This is a genomic window from Bradyrhizobium sp. ERR14 (assembly GCF_014198235.1).
Taxonomy (GTDB): domain Bacteria; phylum Pseudomonadota; class Alphaproteobacteria; order Rhizobiales; family Xanthobacteraceae; genus Bradyrhizobium.
This window is the reverse complement of record NZ_JACIHD010000022.1, coordinates 104,062-122,739: the sequence shown is the minus strand read 5'-3', so window position 1 is coordinate 122,739 and position 18,678 is coordinate 104,062. Positions and strand designations below refer to the sequence as shown.

Sequence of the window (18,678 nt, the reverse complement as noted above, 5' to 3'; positions counted from 1 at the left end):
GCCAGCCAACCGATCCAGCGCCGCATTGGCGCCGGCGCCCTTCGGCATCAGCGCTTCCACAAAGCTCGGCTGTCCTGTCCGCTTCACCGCCATCGATACCTCCAAGGCTTTGCCCTAGGGAATCACAACTGGCGAATTACGCAACAGGCCCACAAGGGGAGAGGGGGCACCGTCCGCATCGCCCCTACGTCCCGTAGGTCGATCCTTTCGGCAGCGGGAATACCGGGTCTTGCGTGCGGATGTTGGTCGGCCACACCACCGAGATGTGCTCGCCCGCGTTCTGCATCACCACCGGCGTCGAGCGTTCGTTCTGGCCGGACAGCGGCGTGCCCGGCGGGAAGAATTTGACGCCGTAGCCCTGGATGGTGCCGCCGGCGGGGATGTCGACGTCGAGCGCGGCCTTGCGGATCGCCTCCGGCTCGAAGCTGCCGTACTTCTCCTTGGCCACCGGCAGCACGTCGTTGAGCAGCACCCAGGTCTGGTTGAAGCCCATCGAGCAGTGCGGCGGCACGTCGGTGGCGCCGGTCTTGGCCTGGTAGCGCGAGACCATGGTCTTGATCAGCTCGCCCATGCCCGGCGCGAGCTTCGCCGCGTCGAGCAGCTGCGCCGGCACCGGGTCGATGTTGCAGAAATTGTCGATGTCGGGACCGAAGGTGGCGCGCAGCTTGTCGAGCTGGCTGTAGCCGGCGCCGGCCCCGAACAGCATCTTGAAGCGCAATCCGCTCTCGCGCGCCTGCCGCAGGAACAAAGTGATATCGGGGTTGTAGCCGGCATGCGAGATCACGTCGGCCTTGGCGCGCTTGATCTTGGTGACGAGCACCGAGAGGTCGGGCGCGGAAGCCGAATAGCCCTCGCGCAGCACGATCTGGATGCCGGCCTGCTTGGCATAGGCCTCGTCGGCCGCGGCGACGCCGACGCCATAGGGGCCGTCCTCGTGGATCAGCGCGACCTTGACGTCCTTCGCCTCCATGCCGAGCTTGGCTTTCGCGTGCTCGGCGATGAAGCCGGCAAAGGCCTGGCCGTACTGGTCGGAATGGATCTGCGCGCGAAACACGTATTGCAAATTCTTGTCCTTGAACACGGCGGTCGAGACCGCAGTCGTGATCCAGAGGATCTTCTTCTGCTGCTCGACCTTCGCCGCCATCGGCACCGCATGCGCGCTGGAATAGACGCCGTTGATGATGTCGATCTTTTCCTGGCTGATCAGCCGCTCGGCCTCGTTGATCGCAACATCCGCCTTGCTCTGCGAGTCCGCCGCAACCGGCACGATCTTGGTCTTGCCGCCGATGCCGCCCTTCTCGTTGACGAGGTCGATGGCGATCTGCGCGCCGACCGAGGAGGCGACCGAGCCGCCGGCGGCGAACGGGCCGGTGAGGTCGTAGATCAGGCCGATGCGTAAATTCTCGGCCTGCGCCTGGGCCCGTGTCCAATCGAGGCTGAGTGTGGCGGCGGCAGCCGCCGTACCCTTCAGCAGCTGCCTGCGTGAAGTCGGCATCCTATCCTCCCTCAAAACCGTTCTTATGGCTGGTTGTTATTTTTTTGCGAAGTATGGGGAGCGGGACGGAGGAAAGTCAACATCGCGAAAGTCGGGTCTGTCAGCTGCGCCATAGAACGCAAATGCGAAATGACGGTGAGGCCCGGCGAGATCGCGCGTCACTGCTTCAAGCGCCGCGCCAGATAAGGCGCGGTCTTTCCGCCGGCCCTTGCGACCTGATCCGGCGTTCCCGATGCGACGATGCGTCCGCCCTCGTCGCCGGCGCCGGGACCGAGATCGATGATCCAGTCGCTGTGAGAGACGACGTCCATGTCATGCTCGACCACGACCACGCTGTTGCCGGCGTCCACGATCCGGTCGAGTTGGGCGATCAGCCGCTCGACATCCCGCGGATGCAGCCCTGTGGTCGGTTCGTCCAGCACATAAAGCGTATGGCCGCGTTGCGGACGCATCAGCTCGGTCGCCAGCTTGATCCGCTGGGCTTCGCCACCGGATAATTCGGTGGCGGACTGGCCGAGGCGGATATAGCCGAGACCGACCTCGCGCACGACCGAGAGCGACCGGCTCAGCGCGGCATCGCCCTCGAAGAAGTCGAAGGCCTCGTCGACGCGCATCGCCAGCACATCCGCGATCGATTTCCCGCGGATTGTCACCTCGAGCGTCTTGTCGTTGTAGCGCGCACCTTTGCAGGTCGGGCAGGGCGCATAGACGCTGGGCAGGAACAAGAGCTCGACACAGACGAAGCCCTCGCCCTCGCAAGTCGCACATCGGCCTTTCGCGACATTGAACGAGAAGCGTCCCGCGTCGTAGCGGCGGGACTTTGCCTGCGGCGTTGCCGCGAACATCCGCCGCACATGGTCGAACAGGCCGGTATAGGTCGCAAGGTTGGACCGCGGCGTGCGCCCGATCGGCTTCTGGTCCACCACGACGAGGCGGCCGATCCGGTCGAGGCCGGCAACAATCTTGCCGCCCAAGGTCTCGACCCTTGCGGCGAGGCTGTCGTCGTCCGCTTCGTCCGCGAGCGTATGGCCGAGATGCCCGGCGACGGCCTCGACGAGGAATTGGCTGATCAGGCTCGATTTGCCGGAGCCCGACACGCCGGTGATGCTGGCGAGGATGCCGAGCGGAATATCGACGTCGAGACCACGAAGGTTGTTGCGGGATACGCCCCTGAGCTTCAGATGGCCCTTCGGCTCGCGGCGCGCCGTCGGCAGCTGCTTGCGGGGATGCGCGAGATAGTGGGCGGTGCGCGATTGCTCGATCTGACCGAGCTCTGCCGGCGGCCCGCTGTAGAGGATGAGCCCGCCGCCGTCGCCCGCGTCAGGCCCGACATCCACCAGCCAGTCGGCATGCCTGATCACTTCGATCTCGTGCTCGACCACGAAGATCGAGTTGCCGGCGTGCTTCAGCCGGTCCAGCGCCCGCAGCAGCGCCTCGGTGTCGGCGGGATGCAGGCCCGCGGACGGCTCGTCGAGCACGTAGACGACGCCGAACAGGTTCGAACGAACCTGCGTCGCAAGGCGCAGCCGTTGCAATTCGCCCGGCGACAGCGTCGGCGTGCTGCGCTCGCAGGCGAGATAGCCAAGGCCGAGGTCGAGCAGAACGGCGAGGCGCGCCGACAGATCCTCGCAGATGCGCCTGGCGACGACGGCCTTCTCCGATCTGTCCGTCGAAGTCTTTGCGAACGGCTCGACCAGCTCCTGCAGCTGCTTGAGCGGCAAATGCGACATCTCGGCGATATTGAGGCGTGCGAACCTGACCTTGAGCGCCTCGGGCTTGAGCCGGCTGCCGTGGCAGGTCGGGCAATCCCGCGTGATCATGAATTGCGCGACACGGCGCTTCATCATCGCGCTCTCGGACTTGGCGTAGGTCTGCATCACGTAGCGCTTGGCGCCGGTGAACGTGCCCTGGTAGCTTGGCTCCTCCTTGCGGCGCAGCGCGCGTTTGACCTCGGCCGCGTCGTAGCCGGCATAGACAGGAACGGTCGGCTGCTCCTCGGTGAACAGGATCCAGTCGCGGTCCTTTTTCGGCAGCTCGCGCCAGGGCTTGTCGACGTCGTAGCCGAGCGTCGTCAGGATGTCCCGCAGGTTCTGCCCTTGCCAGGCACTCGGCCAGGCCGCGACGGCGCGCTCGCGGATCGTCTTGGTGTCGTCGGGCACCATGGACTTCTCGGTAACGTCGAGCATCCTGCCGATGCCGTGGCAGGTCGGGCACGCCCCCTCGGGCGTGTTCGGCGAGAACGCCTCTGCATAGAGCATCGGATGTCCCCGCGGATAATCGCCGGCGCGGGAATAGAGCATCCTCAGCAGGTTCGAGATGGTGGTGACGCTGCCGACGGATGACCTTGTCGTCGGCGCCCCGCGTTGCTGCTGGAGCGCGACGGCGGGCGGCAGGCCCTCGATGTCGTCGACTTCAGGGACTTGCATCTGGTGGAACAGCCGCCGCGCGTAGGGCGACACCGACTCCAGATAGCGCCGCTGCGCCTCGGCGTAGATCGTTCCAAAGGCGAGCGAGGATTTCCCGGAGCCCGACACGCCCGTGAACACGACAAGCGCGTTGCGGGGAATGCGAACGTCGACGTTCCTGAGATTGTGCTCGCGCGCGCCGCGCACCCGGACGAAGCCGTCGTCCTGCATCAGGCTGTCGGGTCGTCTTGGTCGATCGTCCATCTTGCTTCTCCAGGCCGCGTCGGAATTAACGGCAAGATCGCAGGATGGGTCCTTCGAGGCCAGTGGGCCTGGCTGCGTTCTGCACAAAGCCAAGGCCCGCCGCGATGACAGTGAAGGGCCTTGCGAGGGATTTGGGTCGCGGCGGCAAGCCGCGCCTCAGACCATGAAATCCCTGGCGTTGAGATCGGCGGCATGGATGCCATCCAGCGTGATGGTGTCGTTGGCCGTCAACTGGATCACCGCATTGCCGGCGCTGTCATCGCTGATCAGGCTCTTCAGCGCGCCCCAGTCCGCAAAGCCATAGGCCCGCACATCGATCACGTCATGCTCGAGCATCGTGCTGCCCGCCGCCTTGTTGCCCTGATCGAAATCGTTGATCACGTCCTGGCCCGCGCCTGCCCCGAACACGAACAGATCGTTGCTCGGTCCGCCCCAGAGCTGATCGTTGCCGCCTCCGCCGTTCAGCAGATCCCTGCCGCCGGTGATCGAGCCGCCTACGAACGGGTTGTAGGCTCGTGCATCGCCATAGAGCCAATCGCCGCGATCGCTCCCGTAGAGAATATCATTGCCACCCTGTGCGTTGCCGGACATCTGCGAGCCATCGCCGACGAGCGCGATGGAGGTCGAATTGGGATTGCCGTCGACGGCCGCGATCAGGATGTCGTCCCCGCCACGGGCATTGTCGCTTATGTAGCCGCTATCGCCGAGCAGTGATGCGCCGCCGGACCGCGCATCGTCGCCGGCCGTATAGATGAGGATGTCATTGCCGCCGCGTGCATCGCCGATCATGGACACCAAGGCATCACCTGACATCGATATGTTGCCAGAGGCGCCGGCCTGGACCACGCTGACGATGTCGTTGCCGCCTTGGGCGTTACCGCTCATGAGCGATCCGGAATCGCCGCTGAACGCACCATACGATCTGTCGCCCATCTCTGCCGTGATGAGGTCATTGCCGCCCTTGGCATCCCCGGTCATGGCGATTTCGGCGTCGCCTGAGAGATAGACGCTCGCATAGATCGCATTCGAGGCCTCGACGTGCAGCAAATCGTTGCCGCCGCGTGCTTGGCCGGACATGATCTGCGCGTCGCCGTCAAAGGTCGTATAGGGCAAGCGGCCCTGGATCGTCGCGACGAGAAGGTCATTGCCGCCATGCGATTGGCCTTCCAGGATCGACTCGTCGCCGACAAACAGCAGGCTACTAGGCCCGTCATCGACTGTTGCGATCATGATGTCGTTACCGCCATGGCCGTCGACCGGTAGACCGGGGTCTCCGAACGCGATCACGAGCTCCTGGCTTCCAACGCTGACGATGATCGTGTCGTTTGGCATACGGCGCATCGCGCAACTCCCAATTTCTTGTCCGGCGCGGACGGAGGCGAAGCGCCATGCCTGCGCACCGCGCTGCGGCCCTGCCGCGTCACACATCATCTTTGGTTTGATGGCGGAGATTGGCCCGCGATGGAGCTTGATTGCGGCCGCGGAACCGCCGGAGCGGGCGCGTCGTTAAGCTGTCATGAAACGCACAAGCGAAGGGGTATTTACGGCGATCGATCCGCAGATCGTGCCGCAGAAAGCAGTGCCGTAGGGTGGGCAAAGGCGCAAAGCGCCGTGCCCACCATCTCGTTCCGTATCAAGGGGATCGTGGGCACGCTTCGCTTTGCCCACCCTACGAGAGCGGTGCAAGCCTGCAGGATGCAGCGCTCTCGGCTCAGCCCGGGCCGGCGCCCTGCGTTGCCGTATAGACCGCATAGAGCGACTGGCTGGCAGCCATGAACAGGCGGTTGCGCTTGGGGCCGCCGAAGGTGATGTTGCCGCAGACTTCCGGCAGGCGGATGCGGCCGAGCAGCTTGCCTTCCGGTGACCACACCGTCACGCCGTTATAGCCGACGGCGCGGCCGGCATTGCTGGAAGCCCAGACATTGCCGTTGACGTCGCAGCGCACGCCGTCCGGCCCGCACTTCACGCCGTCAACCACGCAATCGCTGAACTTCTTGAGGTTCGAGAGTTTGTTGTCCCCGCCGACATCGAACACGAAGATCTCGCCCTTGCCGCCGGGGCCGGTATCGCCTGGCCCTTTGCCGGTCGAGGCGACGTAGAGCTTCTTGTAATCCGGCGAGAAGCACAGTCCGTTCGGATCGGGGACCTGCTCCTCGGTGACGACGAGGTCGATGCGGCCGGAAGGGTCGATACGATAGCAATTGGTCGGCAGCTCGCGCTTGCCCGGCTGGAAGCCGGCCGGCTGTCCGATCCGCGGATTGAGCTTGCCGCCCGCATTGCTCGGGCCGCCCGCGGCATCCGGCTCGCCTTCGTAGAGCTGACCGCCATAGGGCGGATCGGTGAACCAGTAGCTGCCGTCGGGATGCGCGGCGATGTCGTTCGGCGAGTTCAGCTTCTTGCCTTGATAGGAGTCCGCGAGCACGGTGGCGGTGCCGTCATGCTCGTAGCGCGTCACCCGGCGGGTCAAATGCTCGCAGGAGAGCTGGCGGCCCTGGAAGTCGAAGGAGTTGCCGTTGGAATTGTTGGACGGCGTGCGAAACACGCTGACGCGGCCGTCATCCTCGCTCCAGCGCATCTGCCGGTTGTTGGGAATGTCGCTCCACAACAGATACCTTCCTTGCGCGCTCCACGCCGGGCCCTCGGCCCACAGCAGGCCGGTGTACAGCCGCTTGATCGCGGTGTTGGGCTGGGCGAGATCGTTGAAGGAGGGATCGACCGCGATGATGTCGGGGTCCCAGAAATAAGTGGTCGGTGCGCCGTGGGGGCCGAAATCGCGTGGCGGCGTGGTGATGGTGGTCGGCGGTGCGGCGGGTCCGGTCTGGGCCAGCGCGGGGCCGGCGACGGTGGCCGCGGCGCCAAGCGCAAGCCCCCGGACAAGCGTTCGTCGTGAAAGCGCAGCATCCTGGTCACGCTGCTCGTGGTCACGAGCCGTGTGGTCACGAGCCTCTTGGCGTGTCATCGCGTCCTCCCAATGATGTTCGCTGGCCGGTTGATCCGGCCAAGCAACTGGAGGTTAATGCGGTCCGGCGCCGGTTGCGAGGGTGGAATCGGATTCGCGCAGGCCGCAATCCCGTCATATTCGAATGCACTTCGCGTCCGCCTTGTGCCGTTTGCAAGGCGCGAAAATGTTCCGCGGATCGACGCAAAAAATTTGCTTGCGGCAAAGCGCGGCAGGCCGCCCGTTCGGCGCAGTTCAAGCCTTGATTTCGTTCTTATTGCCGCGCAGAAACCGTGCGGGGGCGATGGACGGAGTTGATTGTGGCTGGCGTCATCGTATTGATCGTGTTGCTGGGAATCGCGTTCGCGGCCGGCTATTTCACGCGTGACTACATCTCCAGCAAGCGACGTGCGGAAGCCCGCCGCTGGCGCGAATACACCGAGCCGGATTGGCTTCCCGCCAACGCGCCCGCCAACACCAACGAGATCGCGAGCGCCATCACGGCGGTCCCCGTGGTCAACGGCGAGCTCGGCCAGATGCTCGACCGCTGGGAAAGCAGAGCCCGCGCCCGCCGCGCGGGATAGGGCGAAGTTCGTAGCCCGGATGAAGCGACTTGTCCGCCATAGCTCGAAGAGCGACGGCGGAAGCGCAATCCGGGGCCGCTCGCCCGGCATCTCGCACCGTCCCGGATTACGCTGGCGCTCCATCCGGGCTACGGCGCCGAGAGCCTGTGTCGCCCTCTGTCAATCCATGCGCACAAAAATATTCCACTTTACCGAAATTCGGTTTCGACGTATGTGTTTGCCCATCCCGGCTCACCCAAGAGGGGCGACTATGTGTCGTCACTGTCGCGAGCCGGGGTTGCGGTGGACGCGGCAGCGTCGGCATGAGAGGTGCGGGCAGGGCGGGTAGTCCCTGTGAGCCCGAGGCTTCGTGCGGACGACGGCGCTGCCAGGCTTCGTCTCGTCTGTAAGTTTCCGGCTTTGTCGACAGGGCTCGGGAAAACTGCGGCGAAATGGCGGGCCGCGCGTACGGCAAAACCGTGTGGTCCTGGCCGTCGTTGCTACGGTCAAGTCCTTGCGAAGGTGCGAGCGAGCCCAACCGGGCAGACTGCATCATCCAATTCGCGGGGCGAGGGAGGCCAGAAGGAATGGTCGGCTCCCGGGAGATCACGGCATAAGCCGTCCAGCCATCGCGCAGGGAAGGCCGAGTGATCGGCCACACCTGTATGCTGCTGTGCGGTTCTTCTGCGTGTGCCTATTGCGCAGCAGACCGCGGGTGCGAGCCAGCACCCGGCCTTCCCTGCGCCCTCTTGGATTTAGAGGGTGGCGAGACCAAGCAAAGCTCGGGCGAATTGCGCCGCGAGGACGCGAAGGCATGTCCGTGAGCTGAGCTGCGTGCCACAAACTCGATCTCGTAGGGTGGGCAAAGCGCAGCGTGCCCACGCCTTGTCGCTTATGGACGGAGATCGTGGGCACGGCGCGATGCGCCTTTGCCCACCCTACGGCAGCGCCGCTGGGATGTGCACTGGAGCATCGCAATGACAAGTGGAGACAGCGTGCGCCACGCTGCGCTCTCGTGCCCCGGACGCCGCACAGCGTCCCCGGCGATGCGAAGCATCCTCCCGTTCGATGGTGCGCTGCAGAGCCGGGCCATCCATCCGGATCATGCCCTGTCGGCCCTGGGTCCCCGCTCTGCGCAGCAACGCAAGTGCGTTACAACGCGTCCGGGACACGAGATCGGCGCAACCAGGTCAGGCTACCTGACCATCTTTTGGCGTTGCAGTTGCTGCTATTTCTCGTCTAGAAACGGGTCACTGAGCCTCCCGGCAACCAACCGTCAATGGTTTTGACCGAGGATTTGGGGCTCAAAAGGGTCTGGCAATGCTGATTCGCGGCCAAATCGATGGGATTTCGGGGGAGGTGGCTCTGGCCGCCGCCACGATCCCGGCCGCGCTGCTGCCCACCCTCCTTATTGGCGGCCTCCTTCTTACTTGCCCCTGAGGGCCGGCTGGGCGCGACGCGCCTGGGCGCTCAGGGGTTGGTCGAGATCACCGGACACCTCAAGCGCCCAGCAGACTGACGGCGCAAAAGCTCAAAAGGAAATTTGCAATGGCCACCGCGAACAAGTCCGACAAGGACCGCGTCATCATTTTCGACACCACCTTGCGCGACGGCGAGCAGTGCCCCGGCGCCACCATGACCTTCGAGGAGAAGCTCGAGGTCGCCGAGCTGCTGGACGATATGGGCGTCGACGTCATCGAAGCCGGCTTCCCCATCACCTCGCAAGGTGACTTCGAAGCTGTGAGCGAGATCGCCCGCCGCTCCAAGAATGCCGTCATCGCCGGCCTGTCGCGCGCCCACCCGGCCGACATCGATCGCTGCGCCGAGGCGGTGAAGTTCGCCAAGCGCGGCCGCGTCCACACCGTGATCGCGACCTCGCCGTTGCACATGCGGGTGAAGTTGAACAAGACGCCGGAAGAAGTGCTCGAGACCTCGGTCGCGATGGTCGCCCGCGCCCGCAACCAGATCGACGACGTCGAATGGTCGGCCGAGGACGGCACCCGCAGCGAGATGGATTTCCTGTGCCGGATCGTCGAGGCCGTGATCAAGGCCGGCGCCACCACGGTGAACATCCCCGATACCGTCGGCTACACGGTGCCGGAGGAATACACCCACTTCATGAAGACGCTGATCGAACGCGTGCCGAACTCGGACAAGGCCGTGTTCTCCGTGCACTGCCATAACGACCTCGGCATGGCCGTGGCGAACTCGCTGGCCGGCATCGTCGGCGGCGCGCGCCAGGTCGAGTGCACCGTCAACGGCATCGGCGAGCGCGCCGGCAACGCGGCGCTCGAAGAGATCGTGATGGCGATCAATGTCCGCAACGACAAATTCCCGTACTGGAACAAGATCGACACCACCCAGCTCACCCGCGCCTCCAAGGTGGTGTCGGCAGCGACCTCGTTCCCGGTGCAGTATAATAAGGCGATCGTCGGCCGGAATGCGTTCGCGCATGAGAGCGGCATCCACCAGGACGGCGTGCTGAAGGACGCCTCGACCTACGAGATCATGCGGCCCGAAATGGTCGGCCTGAAGCAGTCCTCGCTGGTGCTCGGCAAGCATTCCGGCCGCCATGCCTTCGTGCACAAGCTGGAGGAGATGGGCTACAAGCTCGGCCCGAACCAGCTGGAAGATGCGTTCACTCGGATGAAGGCGCTGGCCGACCGCAAGAAGGACATCTACGACGAGGACATCGAGGCGCTGGTCGACGAGGAGATGGCGGCCTCGCACGACCGCATCAAGTTGACCTCGCTGACCGTGATCGCCGGCACCCATGGCCCGCAGCGCGCGACCATGAAGCTCGACGTCGACGGCCAGATCAAGATCGAGGAGGCCGAGGGCAACGGTCCGGTGGACGCGGTGTTCAACTGCATCAAGCGCCTGGTCCCGCACGAGGCCAAGCTGGAGCTGTATCAGGTCCACGCGGTGACCGAAGGCACGGACGCGCAGGCCGAAGTATCGGTACGGCTGTCGCAGGAGGGACGCGCGATGACGGCACGCGCGGCCGATCCGGATACGCTGGTGGCTTCCGCCAAAGCCTATCTCGGCGCGCTCAACAAGATCGTCATGAAGCGCCAGCGCGACAATGTGACGACGGCGGCTGCGAGCTGAGAAGCACCGCTGCGAGTTGTTGCACCTCTCCCGCTTGCGGGAGAGGTCGACGCGAAGCGGCGGGTGAGGGTTCTCTCCTCTGGGGGAATGTCCCGTTGCGGAGACACCCTCTCCCCAGCCCTCTCCCGCAAGCGGGAGAGGGGGCGCACCTGCGCTTGCAGCATTCACCATGAATACCTGCCCTGCTAAGGGCCAATAGCGGCTGCGTCTCCCAGCCGCTATTGATGCTGTCGGCATAAGGATTGGCCGCCCGCGCGCCGGGCTGCTTAGATAATAACAGGGAGAGATTATGCGCACCTTCGCGATCGCCGCATCCATCGCGGCACTGGCACTCGGACTTGCCGGGCCGGCATCGGCGCAATCGCCGATCATCATCAAGTTCAGCCACGTCGTCGCCACCGACACGCCGAAGGGCAAGGGGGCGGAGAAGTTCAAGGAGCTCGCGGAAAAGTACACCGGCGGCAAGGTCAAGGTCGAGGTCTATCCGAACTCGACGCTGTACAAGGACAAGGAAGAACTCGAGGCGCTGCAGCTCGGCAGCGTGCAGATGCTGGCGCCGTCCAACTCCAAGTTCGGACCGCTCGGCATCCGCGAGTTCGAGGTGTTCGATCTGCCCTACATCCTGCCCGACCTGAAGACGCTGCGGAAGGTGACGGAAGGCCCGCTCGGCACGCGGCTGCTCAAGCTGCTGGATGCCAAGGGCATCACCGGCCTTGCCTATTGGGACAACGGCTTCAAGCAGATGAGCGCCAACAAGAAGCTGATCACGCCCGCCGACTATCAGGGCGTCAAGTTCCGCATCCAGTCCTCGCGCGTGCTGCAGGCCCAGTTCAAGGCGCTCAGCTCGCTGCCGCAGGTGATGGCGTTCTCGGAAGTCTACCAGGCGCTCCAGACCGGCGTGGTCGACGGCCAGGAGAACACCTGGTCGAACATCTATACCCAGAAGATGCACGAGGTGCAGAAGTACATCACCGAGACCAATCACGGTTACATCGGCTACGTCGTGATCGTGAACAAGAAGTTCTGGGACGATCTGCCGGCCGACATCCGCGATCCGCTCACCAAGGCGATGAAGGAAGCGACCGACTTCAGCAACGCGCAGTCGCAGAAGGAAAACGACGACGCGCTCGCCGAGATCAAGAAGAGCGGCAAGAGCGAGATCATCAAGCTCACGGCCGAGCAGGACGAGGCGATGCGCAAGGCAATGGAGCCGGTCTACAAGGACGCCGCCGGCCGCGTCGGCCAGCCGCTGATCGACGAATTCCTTAAAGAGGCCAAGAGCACCACGAACTGAGCACGACGAACTGATCGTTTCGAACGATGAACGAAGGCTTCCGTGCAGCCTGCACGGAAGCCTTTTTGTTGCGAATGATTTCCGATTGCGGCTGGAGGTAAAATCGGGCGTTACAATCCAGGCAAGGGCCCGCTTCCTGTCCAAGTTGTAAGTTGCGTGTCAGCGGCCCCGCGCCCATCTTCATGGACATCCTTCCAGAGGAGGTCCGGATGAAGAAGTTCACCATCGCCGCCATCGCCGTGCTCAGCATCGCCGGCTCGGGCGCGGTCTATGCGCAATATCATCGCCCGTGGATGGAGCACATCCGCCACATCCGCATGAACCCGGAAGACCGCGCCGCTTTTGTCGACGCGCGGATCGCCGCCGTCCATGCCGGCTTGAGGCTCAACGCCGACCAGGAGAAGCTGTGGCCGCCGGTCGAGGCTGCCGTGCGCGAATTCGCCAAGCTGCGCATCGACCGCGCCAATGCGCGGATGAATGCCGGCCCCGGCGATGCCGGCAAGGACGCCGACAGGCCGGAGGATCCGGTCGCCCGCCTGCGCCAGCGCGCCGAGGACATGGGCGCGACCTCGGCGGCCCTGAAGAAGATCGCCGATGCCGCAGACCCCCTCTACAAGACCCTGGACGAGGGCCAGAAGCGGCGCCTCGCCGTGCTGACCCGCCACCGCGGCCCGTTCGGCGGCGGCGAAGACGGCCCGCACCGCCACTTCATGGAACGCGGCATGGACCGCATGATGGAGCGCGGCATGGAGCACTTCCATCGTGACCGTTTCGACCGCGACGGCGGCCCCGACCGCGATCGCGAGGGCCGGCTCTGAGAAGGGCTGGATTTCGCGACCATTAACCCTGGAGAAGCCGCTGGAATCCAGCGGCTTTTCGCTTCCTGGGGACTGTGGAAAAACCTTCATTGCATCGCTTGCCAGACCCGGATCGCTTTGCTAAACGACCGACCTCGCAAGGCACTAACCGCCTTTCGGGCGCATAGCTCAGTTGGTAGAGCAGCTGACTCTTAATCAGCGGGTCCCAGGTTCGAGCCCTGGTGCGCCCACCATCCTTAAGAGATTGGCCCGCAAGGGCTTTTTTAGATTCTTCGACAGGACAAAGCGCGTCTCGTGCGACGTTCTTTGTGTGAGGTGGACACGGCGTGCACGCACGATCTAGCCGGCTTACCCACTTCCGCGTCAGCCGCGCTTTCGCTCAGAGGGTGGCTTAAACTCCACGACCTCGTGCGGGTTGCTCGGATCAGGTGGCTCACTTTTCTTCACGATTAGCTCGAGCTCGAGAGCCTCGAAGGCGAGCTCATCCGCCAAGCGCCTAAACAGCTCACGCTTTTCCGTGTCCGTGGCCTGCTGACTCATCAGCGTAAACTCTCTGGCGTCAGCGCGGACCTTTTCCAAACGTCGTCGGAAGTCCTTCATGTGTGCCGGCTTAGCTTTTAAACTTTATCGGCCCGAACAATCAGTTTGCTTGTTCGGATCCACCGGGAGTCAACTGCCGAAACTCGATATTGGTTCTATGCGGACCGCCAAATTCGCCGCTCATCGTGCTGCGATATTTAGGCCATGCTCTATGACCATGCCCCTGTTCAGGGGTTGCGGACTGGAGGACGCCGCTGGCTGATGAGCCATCCCTGCCCGGCTCTCGCCGGATGACGCATAGCACTAGCATACCTGAAGGGGCATGAATGTTCGAAAGCGCACAGACGCGAGTGTTGCGCCCGACTAGGCTGCGAGCGATCCTGCAGGCTCGCGAAGCGCTCAGGGCCCAACGGCCTCGGGGGATGCCAAATTGTGCCGGCTGCGCTGAAGCGGCTCCGTCCGCGAACGCAGTGTTGCCGGCTGCGTGCCGGTTATGAGGCAGGATTAAGCTCGACAGATTTTAGATCAACGATGGTCGTCTCGTGCGTACTTCCCTTCTCATTGTGGGAATATGGCTACTGGCGAACGTTCTGTTCGTTGTAGCTGTCCTGCCCTCGCGCAGACCGGCACCTACTCGACGAGCAGGAACTCCATCTCCGGTGACGATCAACACCACGGCCGGTCGCTCGGACGATCACGACCCACCACTCCTGCAGCGCGGGATGACGCCGGCTTCAATCAGAGTTCTTTTCCTCGTCCTCCTCCTTCCAATCCTTCGAGCGTGGAATGCGGTTAGGCGGCACTTCAGAGGGCACCACGACTAGACGTGGGCCATCGCGCGCTTGAGATTCTCGTCGATGTCTTCACTGCGCCGCGGGCCCCCCGAGCGATTCAGCGAGAACCATCGGCCAGATCGCAAATGCGCTCGCTACGGCCATGCCTCCAAGCATGGTTATGACCCGCGTTGAAACGATGATGTGAAAAGCTCAGAGCCCCAGGGTGCGCCGGCATTCCCATCCCGAAATGCCGCAATCGGCGCTCAATTTGTCTGCCGCTTTTGAGCTGAAGCCTGATCGATCAGAAAATCGTCCAGAGCTCGGCCGCTTCGAAGCTGCGGACGCAGCCATCGCGGCTGCCTGCCGCGACCCGACCATGTCTCCGCTGGGTTCTTCGGATTGCGATATTTGGGACGAACGGGCGGGTATGCACGGCGGCGCTTACGATTGAGCCGCGTGACCTCGTTGGCCAGTGCAATCCTGTGGAGCCTTTCCTCCAAATGCGCTTTTTGCACCAACATTTTCTGAGTGAGTTTGGCGGCGACCTCTTGATGAATCATCCAGAGCTCGTCAACGGAGAGCGAATTAAAATGCGCGGTGTTCATGGCTCCATCCGAATCTTGGGCAGAAGGCCCAGGCAGACAAGTCGGGAATCCGGGAGCAGACAAGCCGTCAGTTAAATATTGATCGTGAAATCCACATTTAAATCGAGAGGTAGCAGGGAGAAAGGCGCGACAGTGGTAATATCGTGGCGCATTATTTAATTCGCCCCGAGGGGGTAGCCACGTCTCGTGACATCCACAAACTCACCCCTCGGCGAGTTGCGCTTTCGTGATCGACGAGCGCAACGTTGGCGATCGAGCGGGCGGCCGCGGCGCGGATCGTGGGCAGGAGCGAGGCCCGGCGCAACTCAGATGGATCGATGAATCGATCGCGCCGCCTCGTGTTGCACCCCTGGAGTGCCGGGCCGGCATATTAAATTAGGTGGCCAAGAGAATAATTAATTCATCGCGTCGCCCGATTTAAGCCGCATGGGGGCCGTTGTCGCCGCTAAGGCTCAAGCGGGGGTGGGGCGCACCCGGGAGTTTTCGATGTCCGGTCAATTGCGATTGTACTTCGCCAGTTTGGTCCTTGTCGGAGGTTTTTCGGCGGCGCCCGCGTCTTCCAATCCTCTAGCCGACTACTTCAATACTGCTACGTCCCAACCCACGGTAACCTCTCCGTCGCAAGCCGAATGCGTGCCGCGTCCCGGTACCTCGACCAGTGGCGGACAGCGTTGGGTCTACCGAACGGACGGTCGCCGCAAATGCTGGTTTTTGGCCGAGGGCATCGCGAGGGTGAAGAAGCCCATTCGGGCTCGCGCGGGCAAAGACCATAGCGCCAGTTTTGACGAAAACCGGTCCTCGCAGACCAGGCGGAGCGCGGTCGTTGATGCGCGCGCGGAGTTGCTGCGCTCCGCACCGTCCGAGCGATCTCAGACGCCTGTACCCGAAATGCAGGTAGCAGATGCCGCTTCCGATCCCGGCACGAGCCCTACCCTGATGTCGGCGGCCCCCATCGTAGATCTTCCCAGCAACCAGCTCACGCCCGAACACTCCGTGCCGGGCCAAGTCGACGCTGGGCAGCTTCTCGCCGCCGCGCCCGCCGACCCACCTCAAGATATGCCGCTGGGCGCGCGCACTGCAGAGGCGCACGGCGAAGCGCGCAGCTGGACGGCCTGGTTCGGTGTGCTGCTGATGACGCTTGGTGGTCTCTCGCTTTTAAGCTCGAACCGCACGCTTCGGCACGCAGTGAGATTACGCCACTGAGGTAGTACAAGGTACTGCCGGCCGCGCGACCGAGGGATTGAACGAGCAGGTATAGCCGAACTGCCACACGTACCAAGGTTCCGTGTGTCGTCACTTAGTTTTACACTGTCCTAGACGGACATTCGAGTATGATGACGGTCGCCTTTTGGATCGGACTGCATCATGCGGTACAAGGTGTTCGTGGTGGACGGCAGCCGGCAAGTAATCTGCACAGCAAAGCTCGACTGCATTGACGAGCAGGCGGCGAGACGCCGAGCCGAGCAAATGCATGACGAGCACGACGTTGAGCTTTGGGAAGGCGATCGACTCGTTGCGGTGTTCCGAAGTGCAACATCGCATGAAAGTCGGAGCTAACGCGCGATCCTGAATGGGTTAGCCGATCTCGCCGCCGAGTTAGTTAAAGCGTTGTGAGGCACCTCGCCTGGCTGGTTGGCGACATGTCGCAGCGACGTCATAGCCGAGGCTCGCTACTGCCGGGATGAAGGCGCCCAGTCTCTTTCAAGATAGTGGCAGATGCCAGGAACGCGGGCAATCCGTGCATCGAATCGCGCGAGTGAGCCAACGCGGGTCAATCTTCGGACCCGGCGGGGGTCTCTAACCGGCTCTTGCTCTGCCGCTCGCTTTGATACGCCGTCTTCTGCCGATTGTTTTTGCTTCTACATGTCGGAGCTTACTTCGAAGCTTCTCCACCTCTCTAAGCTCCGCCAGAAGCGCCTGATGCCGTTCGCTCAGAACAGCACTCGAAAAAAATCGACGCGTACTCGACATCACATGCCTCAGAAAATGACTTGAAGTAAGAAGTCGACGAAAAGCGAAGGACAAAGAACGCTCGACCGAAGCTCAATGAGCTAAAGCCGCAGCCGCCAGATGCTCCCAGTACTCTGCCTCTGCAAGCAGTTTCCAGCTTCTCTCAGGTTGGAGTGCGGCAGTCTGTCGGCAAAGCAACGCCATTGCGCGAAAGCGGCGGGCAGCTTCCATTCCAACCTCCCATGTTTTCTTTTCCCCAACATATTTTTCAATTTTGCGATGGAGTCATCATGATTATATACGATAATCAAATATATCATTTAATGGCAGATCGATTTGACCGACTTCCCGAGTCAAGCGGGAACTGGTTTCGGTTTAAGCTTCACATGGATTTCGAATGCGCCTTGCCGCGCCCTTTTGCGTGTTGAAGCGAACGAGAAAGCGTGCGCGGAGCAGCACCAGATGATGCGAAGCTTCGTGCGCGAGCATCGCAATGTCAGAAATCCCAACCGAGGACTCTTCACGCCGCACCCGCCAGACGGTGACTGTCACGATCACACGCGGCCACGGTCTCTTCCGAGGCGAAGTCCGTCACCGAGGCAATGCCGCGGCGGCGCTCAATACCACCGGGCAGCTCAGCATAACTGACCCGGATGCGGGCGAAGCCCATGTCGTGGCGCAGAGCGATGCGCACGGCAGCTACGGCGACTTCAGCATCGACGCCACTGACAGGTTGCTGCAGCGCGATAGCCGTTGCCGTCACATTATTCTCGAAGCTCAGAATAACAAAATTATACCCTTGGTCACCCGTACTATTCCGGTGAATCTTTGCCGACCCTTGGCCGGCGCCCTCCTCGGGGTTCGATTGCGGAGTCTGCCATCATCTTCATATTTCGACGTTTTTGCCGGTTTATGGATTCTCACGGCGGCTTGTTTCGCGCGCGATTAACTCAGAAAGGTCATTAATATATTAAATGTTGACGATAATAAACATTTAATGGATAGTTTTATCGCTGGCGGGGCCGGACATAAATCCGCGGCCGCTGGAAGTTGCCGAGGTGTCTGCAAATTCATCTTGAAAGAAGGGATTCTTCCTATGTTGCATCATTTCATCGAGACCAAGGAAGCGTTGAAGCGTCTGCGGACGGACCAGGACGGCGTGGTGTCATTCGAGTACATCATCGTCGCGGTTTGCATCGTTGGCGCAGTGGGTGCCGTGTTCGGCGGTGGAGCCGGCGGGCAGATTGGGGCGGCGCTGACCACCGGGATCACCGCAATCACCACCGCTTTCGCTACCGCGATCGCTGGCTGATACAGCCATTTGGGCGCCAGAGGGGGGCAATCCAGCTGCCCCCCTCCCGCAGGAGTGCTCCCGCTAGTTTGCCTCCCACTTTTTTGAAACGTGCATTTCATGAGTTGGATTGCTCCCACAGCCTCGATCCTGGAAATCCTTTTGTTGCTCTATGTCGCAACGATGGACGTTGCGACCCGCTTGATCCGAAACGAATTTTGTCTTGCGCTGGCGCTCCTCGGGATCGCCGGTCAATTGCCCAGCCCGATTCAAGTCGCTGTGTCGCTGATCACAGCCGCGATCCTGTTTCTGCTGCTTTTTGTCCTATACGCGCGCGGAGGAATTGGTGGCGGCGATGTCAAGCTGCTGGTTGCCCTGGCGGTTGGTCTCCCGCCGAGCGGCGTGATGCAGTTGCTGACCGTCACCGTGCTGGCCGGCGGCGTTCTTGCCTTGGTGCATCTGATGATGCGTCACTTGCCATATCCCAGGCTGGCACCCGCCGGATCGTCGCTCGCGCGCCGGATCTACGCGATCGAGCGTTGGCGCCATTTGCGACACGCCCCGCTGCCTTACGGAGCCGCTATCGCCTGCGGCGGTATCTGGACCATTTTGAGCAAAGGATCATGAA

At 62.6% G+C, this 18,678-nt stretch carries 14 protein-coding genes and 1 tRNA gene; 9 read left to right on the top strand and 6 right to left on the bottom strand.

Annotation, left to right across the window (positions count from 1 at the left end; translation table 11 throughout):
* Positions 1-184: 184 nt before the first annotated feature.
* From GGD62_RS34885 to GGD62_RS34870, 4 genes are all read right to left on the bottom strand, one after another.
* A complete protein-coding gene (locus GGD62_RS34885) occupies positions 185-1,495 on the bottom strand; it encodes an ABC transporter substrate-binding protein (RefSeq protein ID WP_183712878.1) in 1,311 nt (436 codons plus the stop codon).
* A 158-nt stretch (positions 1,496-1,653) separates the two neighbouring features.
* A complete protein-coding gene (uvrA, locus tag GGD62_RS34880) occupies positions 1,654-4,164 on the bottom strand; it encodes an excinuclease ABC subunit UvrA (RefSeq protein WP_183712875.1) in 2,511 nt (836 codons plus the stop codon).
* Positions 4,165-4,320: 156 nt separating this feature from the next.
* Entirely contained in the window at positions 4,321-5,505 is a 1,185-nt protein-coding gene (locus tag GGD62_RS34875; RefSeq protein WP_246800400.1) for a calcium-binding protein, read from the bottom strand.
* A gap of 370 nt (positions 5,506-5,875) precedes the next feature.
* Positions 5,876-7,123: an SMP-30/gluconolactonase/LRE family protein gene (locus tag GGD62_RS34870; RefSeq protein ID WP_183712872.1), complete on the bottom strand. Its 1,248-nt coding sequence runs from the start codon at positions 7,121-7,123 to the stop codon at positions 5,876-5,878.
* Between the two features lie 299 nt (positions 7,124-7,422).
* Between GGD62_RS34870 and GGD62_RS34865 the strand changes: the two genes are divergently transcribed.
* The 5 genes from GGD62_RS34865 to GGD62_RS34845 all read left to right on the top strand — a co-directional run bounded on the left by GGD62_RS34865 (position 7,423) and on the right by GGD62_RS34845 (position 13,121).
* Positions 7,423-7,686 (top strand): hypothetical protein, encoded by a 264-nt coding sequence (locus GGD62_RS34865; protein WP_049815127.1) that lies wholly within the window; start codon positions 7,423-7,425, stop codon positions 7,684-7,686.
* A gap of 1,527 nt (positions 7,687-9,213) precedes the next feature.
* Positions 9,214-10,776 (top strand): 2-isopropylmalate synthase, encoded by a 1,563-nt coding sequence (locus GGD62_RS34860; RefSeq protein WP_018321622.1) that lies wholly within the window; start codon positions 9,214-9,216, stop codon positions 10,774-10,776.
* A gap of 289 nt (positions 10,777-11,065) precedes the next feature.
* Positions 11,066-12,070 (top strand): TRAP transporter substrate-binding protein, encoded by a 1,005-nt coding sequence (locus tag GGD62_RS34855; protein WP_092253256.1) that lies wholly within the window; start codon positions 11,066-11,068, stop codon positions 12,068-12,070.
* Between the two features lie 209 nt (positions 12,071-12,279).
* Complete coding sequence (locus GGD62_RS34850; protein ID WP_177236954.1) at positions 12,280-12,888, top strand: Spy/CpxP family protein refolding chaperone; 609 nt, start codon at positions 12,280-12,282, stop codon at positions 12,886-12,888.
* A gap of 157 nt (positions 12,889-13,045) precedes the next feature.
* Positions 13,046-13,121, top strand: a tRNA-Lys gene (locus GGD62_RS34845).
* A 1,346-nt stretch (positions 13,122-14,467) separates the two neighbouring features.
* On the opposite strand, the gene GGD62_RS34840 is transcribed toward GGD62_RS34845, so the two are convergent.
* Entirely contained in the window at positions 14,468-14,809 is a 342-nt protein-coding gene (locus tag GGD62_RS34840) for an H-NS family nucleoid-associated regulatory protein (protein ID WP_179735990.1), read from the bottom strand.
* A gap of 486 nt (positions 14,810-15,295) precedes the next feature.
* Here GGD62_RS34840 and GGD62_RS34835 point away from each other — a divergent pair, with 486 nt between their 5' ends.
* Positions 15,296-16,012, top strand: coding sequence for a hypothetical protein (locus GGD62_RS34835; protein WP_183712869.1), 717 nt, complete (start codon positions 15,296-15,298; stop codon positions 16,010-16,012).
* 1,267 nt (positions 16,013-17,279) lie between these two features.
* Here GGD62_RS34835 and GGD62_RS41160 read toward each other — a convergent pair.
* Positions 17,280-17,522, bottom strand: coding sequence for a hypothetical protein (locus GGD62_RS41160; protein WP_246800398.1), 243 nt, complete (start codon positions 17,520-17,522; stop codon positions 17,280-17,282).
* Here GGD62_RS41160 and GGD62_RS41935 point away from each other — a divergent pair.
* The 3 genes from GGD62_RS41935 (at position 17,433) to GGD62_RS34820 (ending at position 18,677) form a co-directional block, all read left to right on the top strand.
* A complete protein-coding gene (locus tag GGD62_RS41935) occupies positions 17,433-17,708 on the top strand; it encodes a hypothetical protein (protein ID WP_409333979.1) in 276 nt (91 codons plus the stop codon). The two genes, GGD62_RS41160 and GGD62_RS41935, sit on opposite strands and share 90 nt — an antisense overlap.
* A 48-nt stretch (positions 17,709-17,756) precedes the next feature.
* Entirely contained in the window at positions 17,757-18,071 is a 315-nt protein-coding gene (locus GGD62_RS34825; protein WP_244550615.1) for a hypothetical protein, read from the top strand.
* Positions 18,072-18,170: 99 nt separating this feature from the next.
* Positions 18,171-18,677 carry a prepilin peptidase gene (locus tag GGD62_RS34820; RefSeq protein WP_179735986.1) on the top strand — a complete coding sequence of 169 codons (507 nt, stop codon included), beginning with the start codon at positions 18,171-18,173 and terminating at the stop codon, positions 18,675-18,677.
* Position 18,678 lies beyond the last annotated feature (1 nt).